Here is a 21,210-nt window from a genome sequence, read left to right on the forward strand (position 1 = left end):
CTTTTTAAGGGCAGTTAAAATTTACAGTGAGCAACACTCTGGCTGGTCGGTATTGACGTAAAAATATTTATAGAAATGTGAACTTAACTACAATCTTAGGTGGCTCGTTTATGTCTCTATTTTATATCTACTGAATATCTATTCATTTAAAATCAGCGGCTTAAGAAATGGTCATTGTTAACTGTTTTGCAACGTTAAAGCTGGTGAAAGAAACGCTTTTAAGATAAATTGATAGGGCTTTATACTGCTGTACTTCTAAAATGGGGTTTTATTTAGAGTTAATGGAAACATCTAATCGCGCGTATCGGCTGGGTTCTTGTGTTATTAACCCACTCGAAAACAAACTTAACTGTAATGGTACTGAACAGATACTACAGCCTAAGTTTGTTGAACTATTAGGGTGTTTAGTCGCACGGTATCCTGAGCCCATCACACGCGAAGAGCTTATTAATCATGTGTGGGATGGTAACTTTTATGTTGGTGAAAAAGCCTTAACAAACGCTATTTGGCATCTACGAAAAGCATTTAAAGAACTCGACCCAGAACAAACTTACATAGAGACACTACGTAAAACGGGCTATCGTGTTTTGTTAAAGCCTGAGCCAATAGATACAGCTGATAAAGAAAAGTCAGTGGGTATTAGCATCACTACTGCGCAAATTCGTCAGCTGTTTGTGGCAATGTGTGTAATTAGTCTTGTGGTAATGTATTGGCTGTTCTCTTCGCCTTCGGAACAAATAAAGTCAAGCTTTGTGTTACCGCTTAATAGCATCGAAAGTGTTACTGCAAGCCCAGGTCGCGAGATTTACCCTTCAATTTCTAATGATCAGCACTATTTGGTGTATTCATGGCGACAGCTTGGTAAACCAAATAACTTATATTTACGCGATTTACATTTTCCTGAGCATCCAGCCAAGCAACTAACTGACTCTCCTTATACAGAAGGGCGCTCTGTGTTCAGCCCAGATGCAAATACTTTGTACTATTACCGCATGGGGTCTGATGTCTGTGAAATTGTTAAGTTGTCTTTGATTAATGCCACCAGTGTCGTATTAGGGGAGTGTAGTAATAAATATCCGACTGATCTCGATATTAGTAGTGATGGTAAAACCTTAGTCTATATTGCTGATCACACCACGCAATCAGGTGACTATGTCACTCGTATCAAACTGCTCGATTTACAGGCAAAACAAACAAGTGAAACATTTATTCCTTGTAATGATGACTGCGAAACTGTGTATGAGTCTGTGTCGTTTTCACCAGATGCACAGCGAGTTGTGGTTACGCGTAATGTTAAAAACAACCAAAAAGCGCTGTTTTTAATTGATGTAAAAACAGGGCAAAGCCAACGCCTAACTCATGATTTTGTTGATATTCATGGTGTAGATTGGCATCCATCTAAAGCGCAATTGGCGTTTAGTGCAGTTGAGGGTGGCAAACGTTATGGCTACTTCTACGATATTGATAATCAAACCCTAATCAACACGCAAATCGCTGGCATGAGCTCACCTAACTACAGTAGCGATGGCAGTGTTTATTATCATCAGTGGGATTTAGATAAGGTGATCACGCGTCTGAAAATAGACGAGCAAGTGGCCAGTTCACCGTTTTCTATGTTATCGACCAATTTTAGCTCGCTATTCCCAGAATATAATCAGCAGCAAAACAAACTGCTGTATGTGTCGAATGAATCGGGCAGTTCACAGCTTTGGATTGTTAACCCCGATAGCAGCTCGCGAAAGCAGCTTACTGACTTTGCACATAACACCGGGGAAATTCGTGACCCAACTTGGTCAGCCGATGGACGCTATATTTTGTTTTCATTGTATGACAATGGCAGTACCCGCTTATATTTTTATGATTTCAAAGTAGAGCAAAGCCAACAAATCAAACTGCCATTTAGTCATGCTGTTAAACCCAAGTTTAGTGCTGATAGCCAGCATATTTTAGTCTCTGATGGAGACTATCTTTACCGTTATGACTTAACAGCAAAAAGCTTCGGTAAAGCAGTTGAAGTGCCAGCGCAGTATGGTGTTGAAACACAAACAGGTGATATTTTATTTACTAACTCGCGCCATGCTATTTGGATTAAACATCATGATACGGGTGTAGAAGAAATGCTGGTGAATGATATTAAATTAGCGCGCAGTTATGCCTGGTTGCTAGTGGCAAAGAATGCTTATCATGAGGGACGTATTTATTACTACAAAGAACGCTTAGGTGATTACCGTATTAGCTACTATGACTTAGCAAGTAAGCAGCATCATGATTTAATTGCTTTACCAGAGCGTGCTTATAGTCGCTCATCGGGCCTGACCTACATACCCAATGAGCGTTGGCTGGTTTACACTGCGTATTTATCGCCTGAGATAGAAATCAAGCGCTTACCCGCAGCCTATTTACCAAAGTAATTAACACTTACGGTAGATATCAGCATCCATATCGTAAATATTAACGCTTAGGCTATAGGAGCGGCGACAGTATGTTCTTAAGCAACTTAGTAATTGCTCACTGAGCATTTGCTTTTGCTCTATGGTTCTGCCTGCCATAATTGATGCGCCGATGTGAATAAAGCCATCTTTGCCTTCACCTAATTCGTAATGCTGATAAGCAATTGCACGAGTCTTTATGGTCGAAAGCTCAAATAAGCCAGAGTCAAAAACGGCTTGGTGAACTTTTTCAACTAACACTTGTGGCAGAATTGGCAAATCTTCTGAGTGTTCTATAACAATGTGCGGCATGGGGTCTTCCTTAAAAGCGGTAACTAAAACCGATGTTTGTCTGAAATTGGTTTAACACATCACCATCAAAGTGCCATAGACATTGATTGTCTTCTGATGTTGGTAAAGTGCACGATACGTTACTTGCATTATTTACAATAGTTGCCAGCCAGCGAGTTTCAACATAAACCCGTGCTTGTTCAGTAAATAAATAATCGACGCCTGCATAAAGGCCCGAGGTAAAATACGTATCTGAGTCGGCAAAGTCAGTGCTTACGTGGTTTGCGCCAATTTGGGCGCCAACAAAGCTAACCACACGATTAGCCAGTGGCACTTCTATGGCACTTTGAAATAGCAGGTATTGCATCTCGACTTGCTTGTTGGTTTGGTCTTTCATATCAAGCTCGGTTGCCGAATAGAAGAAGCCATAGCGAGCATTATCAATGGTTCTATCGAAGCTGACAGTAAAATGGCTGTCATCCTCAAGCTCAATCTTTAGATTTTCTTCGGTTTGCACCGAGTTAGTAAAGTTTTTGCCGAAACCGGCGCTAATTGAGTAGCCAGCTTGAGCTGTACTACTTAAGAACATGAAACACAGTAAACCAAGCGATTTTTTCATTGTTTAGGTGCTCGTTGTTGAAGATATTTTGAGATAGTATTGAAACATAGCAAGCAAATCGTTGTAAACGGACAACTATCGCTTTTTAATAAGGAACACTAGGATGAAGTTACTAAAATTAGCCGGACTTACTGCGTCACTTATTTTGTTGAGTGGCTGCTCGGATGATGCTGCTTCGGTAAGTTTAGGGTTATTTACTACAAAAGACATTAAAGTAGTATCACAACAAGACCCAATTATTAGCGGTGTAACCTGTCACATCAGCCACATTGAAGCCAACCTAGACTTTGCTGATCCTTCTGATATGTCTATTGCCTGTCGTCAAACAGGGCCTATTACAGCGGAACAATTACAAAAAATAGATCGTAGTAAATCGGGTGAGGTGGTTTTTAAATCATCAAAAAGTATTTTATTTAAGTCGTTAAAAGTGCGCCGTATTTATGATGCGCCAACACGTACACTTTTATATTTGTCGTATTCAACAAAAGAATCAAGTGGCAGTCATCATCATGCTTTATCAACAGTGCCTTTGTATAACACTGATGCATGGCAATGGGCACAATCACAAGAGTAATTTATGTTAGCGTTATTTAAATCAAGTCCCCTTATTGATGAGCAAGAGCAGCAGTGGCTAATTGATACCTTTTTGTGGGCTGTTGAGCACTTTGATAGTGATTATTTTTTAAAGCATACGAAAATCATTTTACCTAATGGGCAGTTCTTTCCTGATAGGGTATCGAGTGTAGCCGAAATGGCTGAAAAGGTATTTAGTCGGGTGGTTGATTATGCGGGTATGCAGGCGTGGCCAATTAACTTGGTTGCACCTTCTGGGCTGACACCTCAGGTGTTTCCACACTTCGAATTTTTAGACGCAATACGCGGCGAAAATGTACAGTTGATCGTTCCTGCAAATCATCACGTGAATATTTCATATAACCCGAACCAAATAAATCAGCCACAAGATTTAGTCGCTAGTTTTGCAGGGACATTAGCGACGATTTTGATTCACCATGTGGGTGTGTTACCACCCGGCGGTAAAGAGTATTTACCGCAGGCAAGTGATGCGTTGGCATGTTATTTAGGCTTTGGGGTGATGATGAGCAATACGGTGTATCAATTTAAAGGAGGTTGTGGCTGCGGTTATAACCCATATGCTAATCGTCAAGCGGCGCTGACTGAGCCACAAACGCTGTTTATGCATGCGCTGGTTACGCATTTTAAAGGGGACAGTCAGTCGAAGACGTTTTTAAAGCCACATCTTCGCAGCCAATATAAAAAAGCGCAAAAACAAATTAAAGCTCTCATGCATGACAGTGCTAATCCTATGTTATTGGCATTAGATCAAAAAGCGATAGGGTAAGTAGTTGTGCAGTATCTAGATGAGTTTTTATTGATTGCCATTGCCCATTTTTTTGCGGTAGCCAGTCCTGGACCTGACTTTGCGATAGTGCTTAAGCAAAGTATTCAGCAAGGACGTAAAAATGCACTTTGGACTAGCGCTGGTGTTGGCGCAGCTATTTTGTTGCATATTGCCTACTGTGTATTAGGTGTAGCGTTAATTTTATCGCAGTCGCCTAGCTTATTTATGGCTTTAAAATACGTAGCGGGGGCTTATCTGGCTTACTTAGGCGTACAAGCTTTACGCAGTGCCAAGCCGAGCGATAGTAAACAGCAACCCCTTGCTCAGGCTGAGCCAGAATCGGTGTATAAAGCATTTCGACGCGGGTTTTTTACCAATGCACTTAACCCTAAAGCAACCCTGTTTTTTATGTCGTTATTTACCCTCGTAATTAGCCCTGAGACACCCGTTTTAGTACAAGCTGGTTATGGCTTATATATGGCTATTGCAACTTGGCTATGGTTTTCATTTTTATCTTTGGTGCTATCAAAAGCATCGGTTCGTTCATTTTTCTTAAAAAGCGGGTACTGGTTTGATAGAGGCATAGGTATTGTGCTTATTGCGTTAGCTATTCGCGTTGTTGTGTGAGGTGACTATGACTATTTATAACTTTTCATTTGGGTCAAATATGTCTTCGAGCCGTTTGCTTGCAAGGCTTCCAGAAGCAAAGCGTATTGGCACAGCTATTTTAAAAGGCTATGAGCTTACGTTTGATATGGTCAGTACCGACGGCTCTGCAAAGTGTAGTATTCGCGAAACAGATAATACTGATGCCTTGGTGTATGGCGTGGTATATCAGCTCAATGAGATGGAAAAGTCGATTCTTGATGAAATTGAAGGCCCGCGTTATGACTGTATAGATATCACCGTTGAGCTTATTGATGGCGAGCGTGTATCAGCTCATTGCTACATTGCCAATACCGTTGATGACTCACTTTTACCATTCGACTGGTATCTTCAGCATGTTCATCGCGGAGCGCTTGAAGCGGGCGTACCAAATCATTACAGTGAAGCAATACTCGCAAGACAAAGTTGCGATGATCCAGATAAAACCCGGGCAGCGAGAGAATTCGCTATTCACAACAATAAAAATCACCAAGGGACATTATGATATTCCGTAAATTAGCCGTTGCAGCGGCATTGTTATCAAGCTGTTCATTTTACAGTTATGCCGACATTGATACTAAAAAAATAGAAGACGTTATCGAAACCTCAATGGCGCGTTTTGATGTGCCGGGTATGGCAGTGGCGATTGTTGAAAATGATAAAGTCGTGTTAGCAAAAGGCTTTGGTATCGCAAACCTTGATACTGGTAAAAAAGTGAATAAAGATACCTTATTTGGTATCGCGTCAAACACCAAAGCATTTACTGCCGCAGCGTTAGCTAAATTGATTGATGAAGGTAAGCTCAGCTGGGATGACAAAGTAATCGATCACTTACCTGAGTTTCGTTTATATGACCCTTATGTAACCCGTGAAATGACCATTCGCGATTTATTAAGCCATCGCAGCGGATTAGGTTTAGGGCAAGGCGATTTAATGATTTGGCCTGATACTGACAAATCAATTGATGAAATTATTGCGGGCCTTAAGTATTTAAAACCGGCGAGTAGTTTTCGTAGTAAATACGCGTATAACAACCTGATGTTTGTAACCGCAGGTGAAGTGGTTGCGCGTGTATCTGGTATGAGCTGGAATGATTACATTGAGAAAAATATTCTCGAGCCACTCGATATGAAAAACTCACGTGCAGGTTTTTCACGCATTCCTAGTAGTAATAAAAACTGGGCGACGGGCCATATTCCAATGGATGGTCAATTACATCCATTTTTTGTGAACTACCTTGAAGATTTCCGTGGTGCAGGTGCAATCGCTTCTAGTGTGAGCGATATGAGCCAATGGCTACGCACGCAGCTTGCGCATGGTAAAATGCCAAATGGTCAGCAGTTATTCACTGAAAAGCAGCAACAACAAATGTGGCACCCGCACATTACCTCACTGGCATCAAAAAGCGCTTACGAAGCTTATCATCAACAATTTAGAGGTTATGGTTTAGGCTGGAGCATTGAAGACTTTCACGGTATTAAAAAACTGGGTCACGGTGGCGGCATCTTAGGCATGGTGTCTCAAGTGACGCTACTACCAGAGAAAAACCTTGGTATTGTTATTCTAAGTAACCAGCAAGCATTTAGTGCGCTATCTGCGGTGACCTATGAAGTGCTCGAAGATGCGTTAGATCTTGAAGACAAAGATTGGGTCGAAGAGTTGGCTAAAAAGCATTTCGAAAACAAAGAAAAAGCGTACGCAAATGCAAAACCAGAAACGCCAGCAGATTATCAACCAAAACTGCCAAACATCAACTACACAGGCACACTACATGACAACTGGTATGGTGATGTGGTCATTGAAGAATTAAATGGTCAGTTACGTATTGATTTTACTCATACAAAGCGTTTGAAAGGCCAGCTTGAGCATTACACCGGCAATACCTTTATTGTTAAGTGGGATGAAAAGTTACTTGAGGCCGATGCCTTTATTGAGTTTCAAATGAGCCCAGATAACCGTGTGAGTAGTGCGAAAATGCGGGCTGTCTCTACTGAAGTAACTGACTTTAGTTTCGATTTTAGAAATCTAGAGTTACACGCTAAAAAGTAAACAAAAGTCGCAAAGCCACCATCAGGTGGCTTTGTTATACTGGGGGAAAATAATCCAAGGAGTGTATTATGAGAACGGCTGTAATAACTCACCCATTTTGCCGTAAGCATAAAATGATTGACGATCACCCTGAATGTCCAGCACGCTTAGATGTGATCACAGACCGTTTACTCGCCAGTGGTGTTGATGTTGCAATTACTCACTTACAAGCTCCTAAAGCTACCCGAGACGATTTTTTACGTGCTCATGACGAATCTCTCGTTAACCACGTCGAGCAGACTATTCCTGATGAAGGGCTCGCTGAATTAGACGGCGATACTTGGTTATGCCCAGATTCAATGAAAGCAATTGAACGCGCTGTAGGCGCTGGATTATTAGCGGTTGATGAAATTCTTGCTGATAATCTCGACGCGGCTTTTTGCTCCGTTAGACCGCCAGGCCATCATGCAAACCGCAGCACCTCTGCAGGGTTTTGCGTTTTTAATAATCTAGCCATTGCGGTGAAATACGCGCAAAGCAAAGGCGTTAAGCGCATTGCTATTTTGGATTTTGATGTACACCACGGTAATGGTACCCAAGATATCTTTTTAGATGACGACAATGTGTTGTTTTGCTCTTTGTTTCAACATCCGTTTTATCCTAATACTGCCGTTGAAAATAATGCGACTTTAGTTAATTCGCCGCTGCCGATAGCCAGTGATGGTAATGATCTTAAAGCTGTTTACCTTGAGCAGTGGCTACCAAAACTTAATGATTTTAAACCTGAACTGTTGTTTATTAGCGCCGGTTTTGATGCTCACTTAGAAGATGACATGGCAAGCCTCAAATTTGTTGAAGACGATTACGCATGGCTAACTACGCAACTTGCTGAGTTTTGTCAGCAGCAAGAATGCAAGGGAATTGTTTCGTTTTTAGAGGGGGGCTATGCCTTATCAGCCCTTGGTCGAAGTGCCGTGGCGCATATTAAAGCGCTGGTGGACGCACCTTAATCTGCCAGCATCGCAAAGGCTTGCGTTGCAGTAAGCCTAGTTACTTTACTTAAACAGCACACACCTTCTTGTGCTAGATGCTCAGTCACTTTATTAGCAAGCTCTACGTCAGTTAACGCTTTAACACTTTCTCCCTGCAAGTTGACATAGTGCCCTGTTGCTAAAAGTATCCTCGCTTCTTGTTGCTGCTCTTCACTTAAACCATAAATAAAGCTTTCTATATCGGCTTCATCTTCAACTAATGCCAATTCATTAGATGAAAAAATTATCTTAGGAAAAGATGTGTGCATTTATTGTCCTGCGTCAAAGTTGCCAAGGATGAAATGATTATAATTGTCAGTCCATGCAAGAACTAGGATTATTTACCTATGAATCAACCAAGACGACATCAAAAGGTGTGCGATGTATTTTCGCAAAAGCTCGTTTCATGTCCTGCGCATACGCCTTTGGTTGATGCCGTAAGGTTGATGCATGTGCATGGTGTAACCGCCATTTTTATTAAACATGAAAAGTCGATTGTTGGTATCTGGACTGAAGCTGATTGCTTAAAGGTAGATATAACTAATCCCACTTACAAGAATCTTGCAATTCACGAAGTGATGTCGGCACCGGTTATCTCAGTGCCAAGTCAGTATCCAGTAAGTGATGCAACATTACGTTTTCAACAACACGGTATTCGTCATTTATTGGTAATTGATGATAATAGCCAGCCTTTAGGGATGTTGAACCTTTCTGATATCGTTCACAACCAAGGTTTAGACCACTATTTGCAGTTTAGGCCCATTCATGAGCAGTATTGTACAGAATTAGAAGTGGTTGATGCCGATACGCCTATTGAGAAAGTGGTTGAACTGATGCGCATGAAACACCTTGAAAGTGTATTGGTTTATAATCAATCACTTGAAATTTATGGCATCATTACCCAGCGTGACATCGTTGAGTTGATTTTACAAACAGAGTGGTTAAACCCGTGCTGGGAATACGCGAGTTATCCACTTATTGAAATTGATAATAAAAGTAGTCTTTTTGATGCTTATCGAGTCATGACAGAACGCAATGTGCGTCATTTGGTGGTCAGAGACACCGCTATTTGTGGAGTGATTTCATTTGCTGATTTAATAACAGAGATTGAGTCGGCTTATTGCTGCGAGCTTGAGCGAGCGATTGAACAGCGTGACATTGCTTTGCAAAAATCACAGCGAAACCTTTTTCTTGCAAATAAAATTATTGATGCCTCACTCGATGGCATTATGTTAACCCGTAAAGACGGCACTATTATTCAAGTTAACCCTGCTTTTACTAAACTGACTGGCTTTGCTGAGCATGAAGTTATTGGCAAGCGGCCCAACATTTTAAGTTCAGCAAAACATAGCCGTTCCTTTTATCAAAAAATGTGGCATGCCATTGAATACGAAGGGGTTTGGCAAGGAGAGATCTGTAATCGTAGAAAAGATGGCGAAGAGTATGTTGAGTGGCTAACGATCATTCAGATCAAAGATCCCAATTTTGACGAAGTGCTCTATGCCGCTATTTTTAGTGATATTACAGAGCGCAAACGTGCCGAAGAAAAGATTGCCCAACTTGCCTATTACGATGAGCTGACTGGTCTGCCTAATCGGCGTTTGTTTCATGATAGGTTATCAATTGCATTGAGTGCTGCAAAACGAAATCATGACCTACTGGCGGTGATGTTTATTGACTTAGATCGCTTTAAAGAAGTGAATGATAGTTTAGGGCACGATGCTGGTGATAACTTGCTTGAGCAAGTTGCTGAGCGAATTTTATCGATCCTTCCGGATGGAGATACCTTGGCGCGGTTAGGTGGTGATGAGTTTGTTTTACTATGTGAAGTAAATCGTATTGAAGACTTGCTAAACTTTGCTGAGCAAGTACTTCAACAAGTTAGTATGCCTTTGGCTATTAACGAGCATGTTGTGGCCATTACGGCATCGATTGGCGCAGCGGTTTACCCTGATGATGGTGTGGATAGTGCTACCTTGCTGAAGCACGCCGATATTGCGATGTACCGTGCTAAAGAAGTTGGTCGTAATTCATTTCAATTATTCAAACCTGCGATGAATGCGCGCTCTTTAGAGAGACTTGCAATGATGAGCCGGTTACAAAATGCAATTGAGAGTGATGAGTTTGAGCTGTATTTCCAACCTAAGCAGCAGTTAACTTCAGGCAAAATTTTAGGGGTAGAAGCACTCCTACGTTGGCACGAACCAAGTTTAGGGGTGATTTCTCCAGCAAAGTTTATTCCTTTGGCTGAAGAGTTAGGCCTTATTGTAAAGCTAGACTTGTGGGTGATAGAAGAGGCTTGCAAAGAGTTAGTTAATTGGCAGCAACAAGGCATTGAAGCAGGGCGCTTAGCCATTAATATTTCGGCGAATCATTTACGTCAGGGGCAACTTGCGTCGAATGTAGAGCGGTTACTTGAGCACTATGAGGTTAACCCCTATCAGTTAGAGATAGAGCTCACAGAAAGCTGTTTTATTAGTCACTTTAGTGAAGCGAAACAAGAACTCATGGCACTGAAAAAACTCGGTGTGCATATAACTCTTGATGACTTTGGTACGGGTTACTCTGCGCTTAGCTATTTGACTAAATTGCCAATCGACACACTAAAAATTGATGCCAGTTTTATCGCTAAAGTGCCTGATGAATACGGCAATAGTGAAATTGTAACGGCAATCGTCACATTAGCTAAAAGCCTTAATATGCATGTGGTTGCAGAAGGGGTTGAGAAAATAGAGCAGTTAAATTACTTACGTTCACTTAACTGCGATACCATTCAAGGTTATTACTATTGCCGCCCAATTACGAAGCAGCAATGGTATGCCTTTTACCTCAATACCGAAAAAAGTGCCTAAGCTAGGCTAATTTCGTAAGAAGTAAACTTACGAATATTAATGACGCCAGTATCAAAAATTAAGTACTGGCCTTTAATACCTTTTAAAATGCCCGATACTTCTGGCGCTTTATCAAAATTGAAAGAGCTGATTTTGCTAGGGTATTCACTCACTGGATACTCTAGCTCAACAACATCTTCATCTAGTTTTTCAATGGCTGTGGCCCCAAATAGCTCAGCGAGTTCACTGAGTTTTTCATCAATTTGTGGGATAAGCTCTTTGGCAGCGGCTTTCAAATCAATTGCTTCTGATGGGCCTTTTAGCATGTTTCGCCAATTCGTTTTATCAGCAATAAACTTGGCTAGTGCAACTTCAACTAATCCTGATTGCAAGCGAGTTTGTACTTTAAAAATAGGCAGTGCTTGTGTTGCACCTTGGTCAATCCAACGCGTTGGAATTTGTGTATGGCGAGTAATCCCTACCTTTAACCCTGATGTATTCGCTAAGTATACATAGTGTGGGATCATACAGTTTTCTTCGCCCCATTGTGGCTCGCGGCAGGTACCTTTATCGAAGTGGCAGGTTTCAGGCTTCATAATACACATATCACAGCTAGCTAATTTGCGCATACATACAAAGCAGTGTCCTTGTGAGTAACTCTTTTTGGTTTTTTTCCCACAGTTACAACAAAAAATATTGCCCGTAAACGTAAGTGTTAGTGGCTTACCAATATAGTCATTTAATGAAACTAGCTCATCACCAATAGGTAATTGATATTCGACTGGAGAGGTGAGGGTCGACTTTAATTTTCTGAGCGTACCTTGCATCTTCACTTGGCCCCTAAAGATGTTAAAAGAGGCAAGTGTAACATGGTCTATTTAAATTGTGTGGCAATAAACGTTAGATACTCACTTAATGGTATCGCTTTGCTGTAATAATAGCCTTGGCCTTGATCTGCGCCCATTTTTATAAGCATCTGTTCTGTTTCTTGATCTTCTATGCCTTCAATGGTGATATTCATATCGAGGTTATGGGCCATATCAATGGCTGTTTTCACGATAACTTGGTTGTTGTCGTTAGTTGTTAAATCAAGGGTAAATGATTTATCTACCTTGATAGTGCTAAATGAATAATTAACCAGATAATTGAGCGATGAGTAACCTGTACCAAAGTCATCTAAAACCACTTGGCTACCTAGTTTATTGAGCTCATTGATGAAAGATACCATTTCATTATGGTTTTTAATTAGCGCGAACTCGGTAAGCTCAAACTTTAATTGGCTGGCCATAATGCCATGCTTCATGATGGTATTTTCAACTTTTTCAATAAGCTTTGGAATGGTGAGATTTTTGGCACTTAAATTAACACTGATTGTATGGTCACGATAACCATGCTGATTAAGGCTTGCAACACTTTGACAGGCTTGATCAATTACCCATAAGGTAAGCTCGTTTATTAGCCCTGTGCGCTCAGCTAATAGGATCAGCTGCTCAATATGGATCTCTTTATCGGCGCAAGGCCAGCGTAATAAAGCTTCTGCACCTGCCACTTTGCCTGTATTTAAGTTGATAATTGGTTGCAGGTAGATAGCTAAACTATTGTTTCGAATAGCGTGTTGCAGTGCAGCAGCTAAACTTAGATTCATATCTACATGAGGTTTTGCATGTTCAATATTATATTGAGGTCGTTGAGACAAGCTTAAGTAACCACGCTGTAACCAGGCATCAAATCCGTCGTCAGCAATCGGTTCTGCGACACTGCAGCGATAGTTAAGTTGTAGGTCAAGACCCAAAATGCTGTATTGTTTTGGCAACTGTTTCGATAAGTCGTTAAGCTCTGCATAGAGCTCCTCTGGTGGCTGAATCTTTGTAGAGATAAATGCCAGTATTCCGTTACCTAAGTCTGCTATTTTAGGGCTGTTATCGAGGGCTGATTCAAGGTTAATAAATTGCCTATGTTTACTTACTTGACGTTCTAGTGAATCAGCAACTGTGATGATGATATGACTGCTTTGTGTTGAATTTAGAATATTCATCAGTGCAGTGAATTGCTCTATCTTTATAAGGCACAGGTTAGCTGATCTTTGTTGCTTTCTCAGAACCATATAAGCTTGTTTGAGCATGGCCTGATTTAGAAGTTGTGTTTGTTGAGTATGAGTTGCATGATAGAGAGCTTTCTCTCTTTGATAGCGTACTCTATCTGCTAGAGCCATAGCCATTAATACAATCTCGCATAAAATAGCGACTAAAAATATATGCCTAACGGTAAAGCTATAAGGGATAAAGCCGGTAAGTTCTAACGGTTGAATTGCTGCGCCAACAATCAGAGGGACCCATGACATCACATAAAATTTTGCCCACCGAAAGCCACTCACTAATTTTTTATAAATCATGCAAATACATAAAATGTACAGCGGTACCATAATGGCAAAGAAAATTTTTGATGAGTGGTATTCGAGCATAAAAAAGCTAATTAAGCTTAAGCTGAACAGTAGGGCTAAAAAGCTGAGACTAAGTTTATATAAGCGGCAATTGTCTTTGTGGTAGCGTAAAAACATGGTGCAAAAAGCAACGGTAAAAAAGGCAATAGCGTAGTTACTAAATACCACCTGTTTATTTAAAAATAACTGCCACGATAATGGCCAGAGATAAAAGCCAAAGCCGAGCACTGAGCCCATCAATAACAGCGCCGAAATAATATAGCCAATGTAAATTAGGTATACACGATCTCGTATGCCAAAAAATAACACTAGGTTATAGAGCGCAGCCATGATCAGCACACCAATAAAAATTCCCCATACACCCACTTGTGCGCGAACTAAGTCTTGAAATTCATTTTTACCATAGATGTTAATAGGCGTTTTACTGATCCCCACGGTATCAACTTTAATAATGATGGATGTTTGCTCATTACTATTAAGAGTGAAAGACGTATGTGGGGTACTGTATTTAAATAGGCTTAGATCAGGTACTTTATCGCCTAACACTGTTTTTTTTATAAGCTGTTGTTGTGTGTTTACACGGTAAACAGTGAGGTAATCAACCATAGGGTTATCAAAGTGAATAATGAGATCAATCGGCTTCGTTTGACGGTTTTCTAAGTCGAGTTTTAACCAGTAATCTTGAGCGCCTAAATGCCACTCAATTTGCGAGAATGGCTTTTTTATAAGTTGTTCTGGCTCTGCAAGAAATTGGTTAAGGGTGAGAGATTTGCTTTGGTCAATACGATAAGCCATTTGAGAATACACTGGCGCTGTCTTATCAATTGTATAGCGAGTTGGACTGGCCAGATGCGCGCACAAATTGGCGATGATAAAAAACAAAGTAGCAAGAATAAAAAAAGAAACAAAATTATATTTCAATGCTTTATTATTCAAAACGCGTTCTTTATCTAGTTAATTATTCTTAATAGTGTAGCATTAAAAAAGCGCAGATAAACTGCGCTTTTAAGAGAAATAAGTTTTAACTTACTTACTTTTGTTCGCGAGCAATAGCGCGGTAAGCGATATCAGTACGATATTCCATGCCTTCCCAGCTGATTTGATCAACGAGTTTATAGGCACGTTGTTGCGCTTCAGTTACTGTGTTACCAAGTGCCGTTGCACAAAGAACACGACCGCCAGCCGTTACTACGTTATCGCCGTCTTGCTTAGTACCTGCGTGGAATACTTTCTCACCTTCAGGGTAAGTAACTTGCAAGCCGTTGATAGTGTCACCTTTCGGGTAGCTATCAGGGTAGCCTTTAGCTGCTAATACAACACCTACTGCTGCGCGCGGGTCGAACTCGATATCTGTTTTATCTAGCTCTTCACGGTTAGCCGCTTCGATTAGCTCAACAAGGTCAGACTTAAGACGAAGCATCATAGGCTGTGTTTCTGGGTCACCAAAACGACAGTTGTATTCAATCACTTTTGGCGTGCCATCAGCGGTGATCATTAAACCTGCATATAAGAAACCAGTGTATGGGTGGCCTTCTTTCGCCATACCTTCAACCGTTGGGTTGATCACTTCGTTCATAATGCGATGGTGAATTTCATCCGTCACCACAGGGGCTGGTGAGTATGCGCCCATGCCGCCAGTATTCGGACCTTGGTCACCATTGTAAGCGCGTTTGTGGTCTTGGCTGGTTGCAAATGGTAGTACGTTTTTGCCATCAACCATGACGATGAAAGAGGCTTCTTCACCTTCTAAGAACTCTTCGATAACTACACGGCTACCCGCTTCACCGAAGCTGTTGCCTGCTAGCATATCGCGAATAGCTTCTTCAGCTTCAAGCTCAGTCATCGCAACGATAACGCCTTTACCTGCTGCTAAGCCGTCAGCTTTAACAACAATTGGCGCACCTTTTTCTTTCAGGTAAGCAAGCGCAGGTTCGATTTGTTCAAACGTTTGGTAATCAGCTGTTGGAATATCGTGGCGTGCTAAGAAGTCTTTGGTGAACGACTTAGAGCCTTCTAACTGTGCTGCACCAGCCGTTGGGCCGAAGATAGCCAGACCGTTTTCACGGAATGTATCAACGACACCTAAAACCAGCGGTACTTCAGGGCCAACAATGGTTAATTCAACGTTGTTTTCTTTTGCAAAAGTAACTAAACCAGCTAGGTCTTCAACATTGATAGCTACGTTTTCAAGTTTTGGCTCAAGTGCAGTACCAGCATTACCTGGAGCGACGAAAACGGTGTTTACTTTACTATTTTGTGCAGCCTTAAACGCAAGAGCGTGTTCGCGGCCGCCACTGCCGATGACAAGTACATTCATGGCGTATAATCCTATTTAAAGCGGTTTTTTAAACTTCAGCGTCATACGATCACTTTCACCAATCGCTTTATACTTCGCGGCATCTTGCTCGCCTAAACGAAGGCTTGGTGGTAGTGTCCACACCCCTTTAGGGTGATCTGCTGTATCAAGAGGGTTTGCATTAATGTCACTGCTTGCCACTAGTTCAAAGCCAGCTTGTTTTGCAATATCAATTACATAGCTTTGCTTCATATAACCTGATGATTTCTGATCTTCATCGCTGCGCGACTCAGGAAGGCGGTGTTCAACTACGCCTAATGTGCCGCCCGGCTTAAGTGCTTTGTAAAATGCTTTAAATGCACTCAACGCGCCTTCTTTATCTTTACCCATGTACCAGTTATGAACATTTCTAAAGGTTAAAACAAGATCTGCGCTACCCGCTGGTGCAATATCTAGATGTGTTACTGGCGCAAATTCAGTCAGTTTAACTTCACTGAAGCGCGCGTCTTCGCTCATCTTTTTCTTAAAGCCAGCTAATGAACGTTGGTAATAACCTACTTCAGAATCTGCTGGGAAATGTGCCGCGTAGTAAACACCATGGCCTTTTACAGCTGGCGCAAGGATTTCGCTGTACCAACCACCGCCTGGTGCAATTTCAACGACTGTCATATTTGGCTTAAAGCCAAAGAAATCAAGTGTTTCAACTGGGTGGCGGTATTGATCGCGAGCGCTATTTTTAGCATCACGTTCGCTTGATTGTACAGCACTTGTAAGCGCTGATTCATGGCTGTGGCTTAAAGCCTGTGCTGATGTTAGTGCAAGGCCTGCAACTAGCAGTGTTTTTACGGCAAATTTCATCATCTATTCCTTCATTATATGGGTCATTATTATTAGTAATCAGAATACGTGAATTTGTGGCAAACAAAAAGGGCTAAACTTTTCGCTTAACCCTTTGTGTTATTAGTGACGGAAATGGCGCATACCTGTAAATACCATTGCCATACCAGCTTCATCAGCTGCAGCGATAACTTCCTCATCGCGCATTGAACCACCTGGTTGAATAACTGCTGTGATGCCAGCCTCTGCTGCTGCATCAATGCCGTCACGGAATGGGAAGAATGCATCAGATGCCATAACAGAACCTTTCACTTCAAGGTTTTCGTCAGCGGCTTTGATACCTGCAATTTTCGCCGAGTAAACACGGCTCATTTGGCCTGCACCAACACCGATAGTCATACCGTCACGTGCATACACAATCGCGTTAGACTTAACGAATTTAGCGACTTTCCAGCAGAATAATAAATCTTTTAATTCTTGCTCAGTTGGTTGACGCTTAGATACAACTTTAAGATCGCTCTGCGTTACCATACCTAAGTCGCGGTCTTGAACCAAGATACCGCCATTAACACGCTTGATGTCGTGACCTGTTGCATTACCAGACCATTCACCACATTCTAATAAACGTACGTTTTGTTTTGCAGAAACGATCTGTGCAGCGGCTTCAGAAACTTTAGGTGCAATGATAACTTCAACGAATTGACGAGAAACAATTGCTTCAGCTGTGTCTGCATCAAGTTCTTTGTTGAATGCGATGATGCCACCAAATGCTGATGTAGGGTCAGTTTTGAATGCACGGTCATACGCTTCAAGAATGTTGTCACCAATTGACACACCACAAGGGTTTGCATGTTTTACGATAACACACGCTGGTACATCGAATTCTTTTACACATTCTAATGCTGCGTCAGTGTCAGCAATGTTGTTGTAAGAAAGTGCTTTACCTTGCAGTTGAACCGCAGTTGCAACAGATGCTTCTGTTAGGTCGTTTTCAACATAAAAAGCGGCGTCTTGGTGTGAGTTTTCACCGTAGCGCATATCTTGCTTTTTAGTAAACTGCATGTTGATAGTGCGTGGGAACTTAGTCTCTTCAGCAGCTTCTTCTGTGTAATCAGGAACCATTTTGCCGAAGTAGTTTGCAATCATGCCATCGTACTGAGCAGTGTGCTCGTAAGCTGCAATTGCAAGGTCAAAACGTGTTTTATACGTTGTTGAACCGTTGTTGTTTTGCATTTCGCTGATTACACGGTCGTAATCTTTTGCATTTACTACGATAGTTACATCTTTATGGTTTTTCGCCGCAGCGCGAACCATAGTAGGACCACCAATATCAATGTTTTCAATCGCATCTTCTAGGCTGCAGTCTTCTTTCGCAACAGTGTTTGCGAAGGGGTATAAGTTAACTACAACGATATCGATAGCAGAGATGTTGTGATCCTCCATTACGTCTTCATCTTGACCGCGACGCGCTAGGATGCCGCCGTGAATTTTTGGATGAAGTGTTTTTACGCGACCATCCATGATCTCAGGGTGACCAGTATGGTCAGATACTTCAGTGACTTTAATGCCGTTATCAGCAAGTAATTTGCAAGTACCGCCAGTTGATAAAATATCTACGCCTTGAGCTTCAAGAGCGCGAGCAAATTCAACGATACCGGTTTTATCTGACACACTTAATAGTGCGCGACGAATTGGACGATGTGTATCCATTGTAGTTTTGATTACCTCAATGTTTGAGCTAGCTTAGAAAGGCGGTATTTTAACTGAATATTGCTGAGAAAACGATGTTTAAAGCGTGAGGATTTTGCATAGTTTTTAACAGCAATAAAAAAAGCACCCTAAGGTGCTTTTTATTCAAAACTTTTATACCAGTTGTAATGGGGGAGTAAGCGTTTATTAGCACAATGAATATGCAGGCTTACTATCAGTCCATTAAGACGGGTATCAGTTCATGCCGTATTTTTTAAGCTTCTTACGTAAAGTACCACGGTTGATACCTAGTAAGATTGCTGCACGAGTTTGGTTACCACGCGTGTACGTCATTACTTCTTCAAGTAATGGTGCTTCTAGCTCAGAAAGAACAAGGTCGTACACGTCTTGAACGTCTTGACCATTAAGTTGCTTTAAGTAGTGATGAACAGCTTTTTTCACTGCATCACGCAACGGCTGTGGTTTCTCGTGTGACTGTACATGAGGGTTTGTGATAAATGGAGAAGTCACGTTTTGTTCGAACATCGTTATATGTCTCTTTCTTTCTTAGTTAGCTGCTAGTGTTTTAAAGTATTCTTCTAATGCGTCGACTTGTGCCTGTGGGTTATCTAACGCATTAAATACTCGCCTAAACTGACCGTCACTGTCATGGGTTTGCAAATACCAAGATACATGCTTTCGAGCGATACGCGCTCCCATTGGCTCCCCGTAAAACTGATGAAGATTGTCTAAATGCTCCATCAAAATGCTACGCACCTCTGCAATTTCAGGTGCTGGCAAATGTTCTCCAGTTCGCAAATAGTGGTCTATCTCCCTGAATATCCAAGGGCGACCTTGGGCGGCTCGACCAATCATAATGGCATCTGCACCCGTATAATCCAAAACCTGCTTTGCTTTTTCTGGTGAAGTAATATCACCATTGGCAACCACAGGGATAGACACTGAACGTTTAATATCCTTAATTGTGGCGTACTCAGCTTCACCTTTATACATACATGCGCGTGTACGCCCATGTACGGCCAATGATGCTATGCCATAACGTTCAGCGATTCTCGCAATCTCGACACCATTACGGTTTTCCTGATCCCATCCGGTACGGATTTTTAATGTGACAGGAACATCTACGGCATTGACTACCGCATCAAGTATCTCTTCCACTAATTCAGGAAACTGTAATAAGGCAGAGCCTGCAAGTTTCTTATTCACTTTTTTAGCTGGGCACCCCATATTGATATCTATGATCTGTGCGCCATTGCTGACATTGAATTGTGCTGCCTGCGCCATAAGCTCAGGATCGGCTCCGGCGATTTGCACCGAGCGAATTCCCGACTCACCGCTGTGATCCATACGGTTCATCGATTTTTCGGTTTTCCATACTTTCGGGTTTGACGAGAGCATTTCAGAAACAGCAAGGCCAGCACCTAAGCGACGGCAAAGTTGTCTAAATGGTCTGTCTGTAATGCCTGCCATTGGCGCGACAATTACGTTGTTCTCAAGTTGGTATGAACCGATACGCACGTTATTCAATTGGCCTCTTTTCAAGGGGCGCTAAGTTTACGGTTTTTTTTGCAAAAATCAAAGGCTATAAATTGAACAAAAGTGACTTTTTTTTGCCCTTTTCGTATTGACTTTTGATAACAGTTTGACGAGTAGGTTGATTTGTTTGTTATTTGAACAAAAATAATTTTGCTTGTACAAAGGCGAGAAACTGCAGACTGTAAAAATAAGGTAAAGCCTGTTAAATACTGGCTTTACCTATTAGCTTAGAGTTAATGCTCTAGAGAGGGTTAAGCCTTCTTCGTGCCACTAACTCGGGTCCATTCACCTTCAATAGCAATCTCATCAAGTGCTAAAAACGGGGCATAAACGTCCGCTACAGACTGAGCTTGCTCTTCTAAAATACCTGACATAGCAATCTTACCATTCGGTTTTAAAAGGCCTAAGATCACTTCATGTAGTTCGCGAAGAGGCTGAGCTAAAATATTTGCAACGACTATATCGGCAGTAAACTCTGGTTGATCTTCTGGTAAATAGACTTCAAGTTTATCTGCGACACCGTTACGCTGTGCATTATCACGGCTTGCTTCAAGTGCTTGAGGATCAATATCGATGCCGATCATACGCTCAGCGCCAAGCTTGATCGCGGCTATTCCTAAAATACCCGATCCACAACCAAAATCAACTACGGTTTTACCTGTTAAATCTTGGCTTTCAAGCCACTTCAAGCAAAGTGCTGTGGTTGCATGGGTGCCTGTACCAAAGGCAAGGCCTGGGTCGAGTAATACATTAACAGCATTAGGATCGGGAATATCACGCCAGCTTGGACAGATCCATAAGCGCTCACCAAATTGGATAGGGTGGAAATTATCCATCCATTCACGTTCCCAATCTTTATCTTCAAGCTGTTCTATTTTATAAACGAGCTTATCGGCAAGGGTTGCTTCAGCTTTTAGAGTTTCTACCACGCTGTCCATGTCATGGTTAGCGTCATAAAGACCAATTACAGTCGTATCGGCCCATAGTTGAACAGTGCCAAGCTTAGGTTCATAAATAGGGGTATCTTTGGCGTCAACATAAGTTACTGACGCGCTGCCAGTGTCCATTAATAAGTCGCTGATTAATTCTGCGTTGTCAGCGTTTGCATTGATGCGAATTTGGATCCAAGCCATGAATATCTCTCGAATAGAAAAAAG

Annotated in this window: 19 protein-coding genes; 8 read left to right on the top strand and 11 right to left on the bottom strand. The window is 41.7% G+C overall.

Annotation, left to right across the window (positions count from 1 at the left end):
- The first annotated feature begins 281 nt into the window (after positions 1-281).
- A complete protein-coding gene (locus L1267_RS15355; protein WP_235383329.1) occupies positions 282-2,411 on the top strand; it encodes a winged helix-turn-helix domain-containing protein in 2,130 nt (709 codons plus the stop codon).
- Here L1267_RS15355 and L1267_RS15360 read toward each other — a convergent pair whose 3' ends face one another.
- Both L1267_RS15360 and L1267_RS15365 read right to left on the bottom strand, forming a co-directional pair.
- On the bottom strand, positions 2,412-2,741 hold the full coding sequence (locus L1267_RS15360) for a 5-carboxymethyl-2-hydroxymuconate Delta-isomerase (RefSeq protein ID WP_054560998.1): 330 nt from the start codon (positions 2,739-2,741) through the stop codon (positions 2,412-2,414).
- A 10-nt stretch (positions 2,742-2,751) separates the two neighbouring features.
- Entirely contained in the window at positions 2,752-3,339 is a 588-nt protein-coding gene (locus L1267_RS15365; RefSeq protein WP_135926119.1) for an outer membrane beta-barrel protein, read from the bottom strand.
- A 103-nt stretch (positions 3,340-3,442) separates the two neighbouring features.
- Here L1267_RS15365 and L1267_RS15370 point away from each other — a divergent pair, with 103 nt between their 5' ends.
- The 6 genes from L1267_RS15370 (at position 3,443) to L1267_RS15395 (ending at position 8,382) form a co-directional block, all read left to right on the top strand.
- Complete coding sequence (locus L1267_RS15370) at positions 3,443-3,913, top strand: CreA family protein (protein WP_135926118.1); 471 nt, start codon at positions 3,443-3,445, stop codon at positions 3,911-3,913.
- Positions 3,914-3,916: 3 nt separating this feature from the next.
- The gene (locus L1267_RS15375; protein ID WP_135926117.1) at positions 3,917-4,699 is read left to right on the top strand and encodes a hypothetical protein; all 783 of its coding nucleotides are present in this window, start codon (positions 3,917-3,919) and stop codon (positions 4,697-4,699) included.
- Positions 4,700-4,705: 6 nt separating this feature from the next.
- The gene (locus L1267_RS15380; RefSeq protein ID WP_138557008.1) at positions 4,706-5,326 is read left to right on the top strand and encodes a LysE family translocator; all 621 of its coding nucleotides are present in this window, start codon (positions 4,706-4,708) and stop codon (positions 5,324-5,326) included.
- A 7-nt stretch (positions 5,327-5,333) separates the two neighbouring features.
- A complete protein-coding gene (locus L1267_RS15385; protein ID WP_235383330.1) occupies positions 5,334-5,849 on the top strand; it encodes a gamma-glutamylcyclotransferase family protein in 516 nt (171 codons plus the stop codon).
- Complete coding sequence (locus tag L1267_RS15390; protein ID WP_135926114.1) at positions 5,846-7,393, top strand: serine hydrolase; 1,548 nt, start codon at positions 5,846-5,848, stop codon at positions 7,391-7,393. Before L1267_RS15385 ends, L1267_RS15390 begins: the two co-directional genes overlap by 4 nt.
- A gap of 68 nt (positions 7,394-7,461) precedes the next feature.
- Entirely contained in the window at positions 7,462-8,382 is a 921-nt protein-coding gene (locus tag L1267_RS15395) for a histone deacetylase family protein (RefSeq protein WP_135926113.1), read from the top strand.
- Here L1267_RS15395 and L1267_RS15400 read toward each other — a convergent pair.
- Entirely contained in the window at positions 8,379-8,672 is a 294-nt protein-coding gene (locus L1267_RS15400) for a hypothetical protein (protein ID WP_135926112.1), read from the bottom strand. The two genes, L1267_RS15395 and L1267_RS15400, sit on opposite strands and share 4 nt — an antisense overlap.
- 78 nt (positions 8,673-8,750) lie before the next feature.
- Here L1267_RS15400 and L1267_RS15405 point away from each other — a divergent pair, with 78 nt between their 5' ends.
- Entirely contained in the window at positions 8,751-11,255 is a 2,505-nt protein-coding gene (locus L1267_RS15405) for an EAL domain-containing protein (protein ID WP_135926111.1), read from the top strand.
- Here L1267_RS15405 and L1267_RS15410 read toward each other — a convergent pair.
- From L1267_RS15410 to prmA, 8 genes are all read right to left on the bottom strand, one after another.
- Positions 11,252-12,061: a DUF2797 domain-containing protein gene (locus L1267_RS15410; RefSeq protein WP_135926110.1), complete on the bottom strand. Its 810-nt coding sequence runs from the start codon at positions 12,059-12,061 to the stop codon at positions 11,252-11,254. The genes L1267_RS15405 and L1267_RS15410 overlap by 4 nt on opposite strands.
- A 47-nt stretch (positions 12,062-12,108) precedes the next feature.
- Entirely contained in the window at positions 12,109-14,610 is a 2,502-nt protein-coding gene (locus tag L1267_RS15415) for an EAL domain-containing protein (protein ID WP_235383331.1), read from the bottom strand.
- Positions 14,611-14,704: 94 nt separating this feature from the next.
- Positions 14,705-15,991, bottom strand: coding sequence for a phosphoribosylamine--glycine ligase (purD, locus tag L1267_RS15420; protein WP_235383332.1), 1,287 nt, complete (start codon positions 15,989-15,991; stop codon positions 14,705-14,707).
- A 15-nt stretch (positions 15,992-16,006) separates the two neighbouring features.
- On the bottom strand, positions 16,007-16,828 hold the full coding sequence (locus L1267_RS15425; protein ID WP_135926107.1) for a class I SAM-dependent methyltransferase: 822 nt from the start codon (positions 16,826-16,828) through the stop codon (positions 16,007-16,009).
- A gap of 102 nt (positions 16,829-16,930) precedes the next feature.
- On the bottom strand, positions 16,931-18,517 hold the full coding sequence (gene purH, locus L1267_RS15430; RefSeq protein WP_135926106.1) for a bifunctional phosphoribosylaminoimidazolecarboxamide formyltransferase/IMP cyclohydrolase: 1,587 nt from the start codon (positions 18,515-18,517) through the stop codon (positions 16,931-16,933).
- 234 nt (positions 18,518-18,751) lie between these two features.
- Positions 18,752-19,042, bottom strand: a complete 291-nt coding sequence (gene fis / locus L1267_RS15435; RefSeq protein WP_002957804.1) for a DNA-binding transcriptional regulator Fis — start codon at positions 19,040-19,042, stop codon at positions 18,752-18,754.
- A gap of 21 nt (positions 19,043-19,063) precedes the next feature.
- Positions 19,064-20,035 (bottom strand): tRNA dihydrouridine synthase DusB, encoded by a 972-nt coding sequence (gene dusB, locus L1267_RS15440; protein WP_171040393.1) that lies wholly within the window; start codon positions 20,033-20,035, stop codon positions 19,064-19,066.
- Between the two features lie 269 nt (positions 20,036-20,304).
- Entirely contained in the window at positions 20,305-21,186 is an 882-nt protein-coding gene (gene prmA, locus L1267_RS15445) for a 50S ribosomal protein L11 methyltransferase (RefSeq protein WP_135926104.1), read from the bottom strand.
- Positions 21,187-21,210 lie beyond the last annotated feature (24 nt).

Source organism: Pseudoalteromonas sp. OFAV1 (assembly GCF_021532595.1).
GTDB lineage: Bacteria > Pseudomonadota > Gammaproteobacteria > Enterobacterales > Alteromonadaceae > Pseudoalteromonas > Pseudoalteromonas lipolytica_C.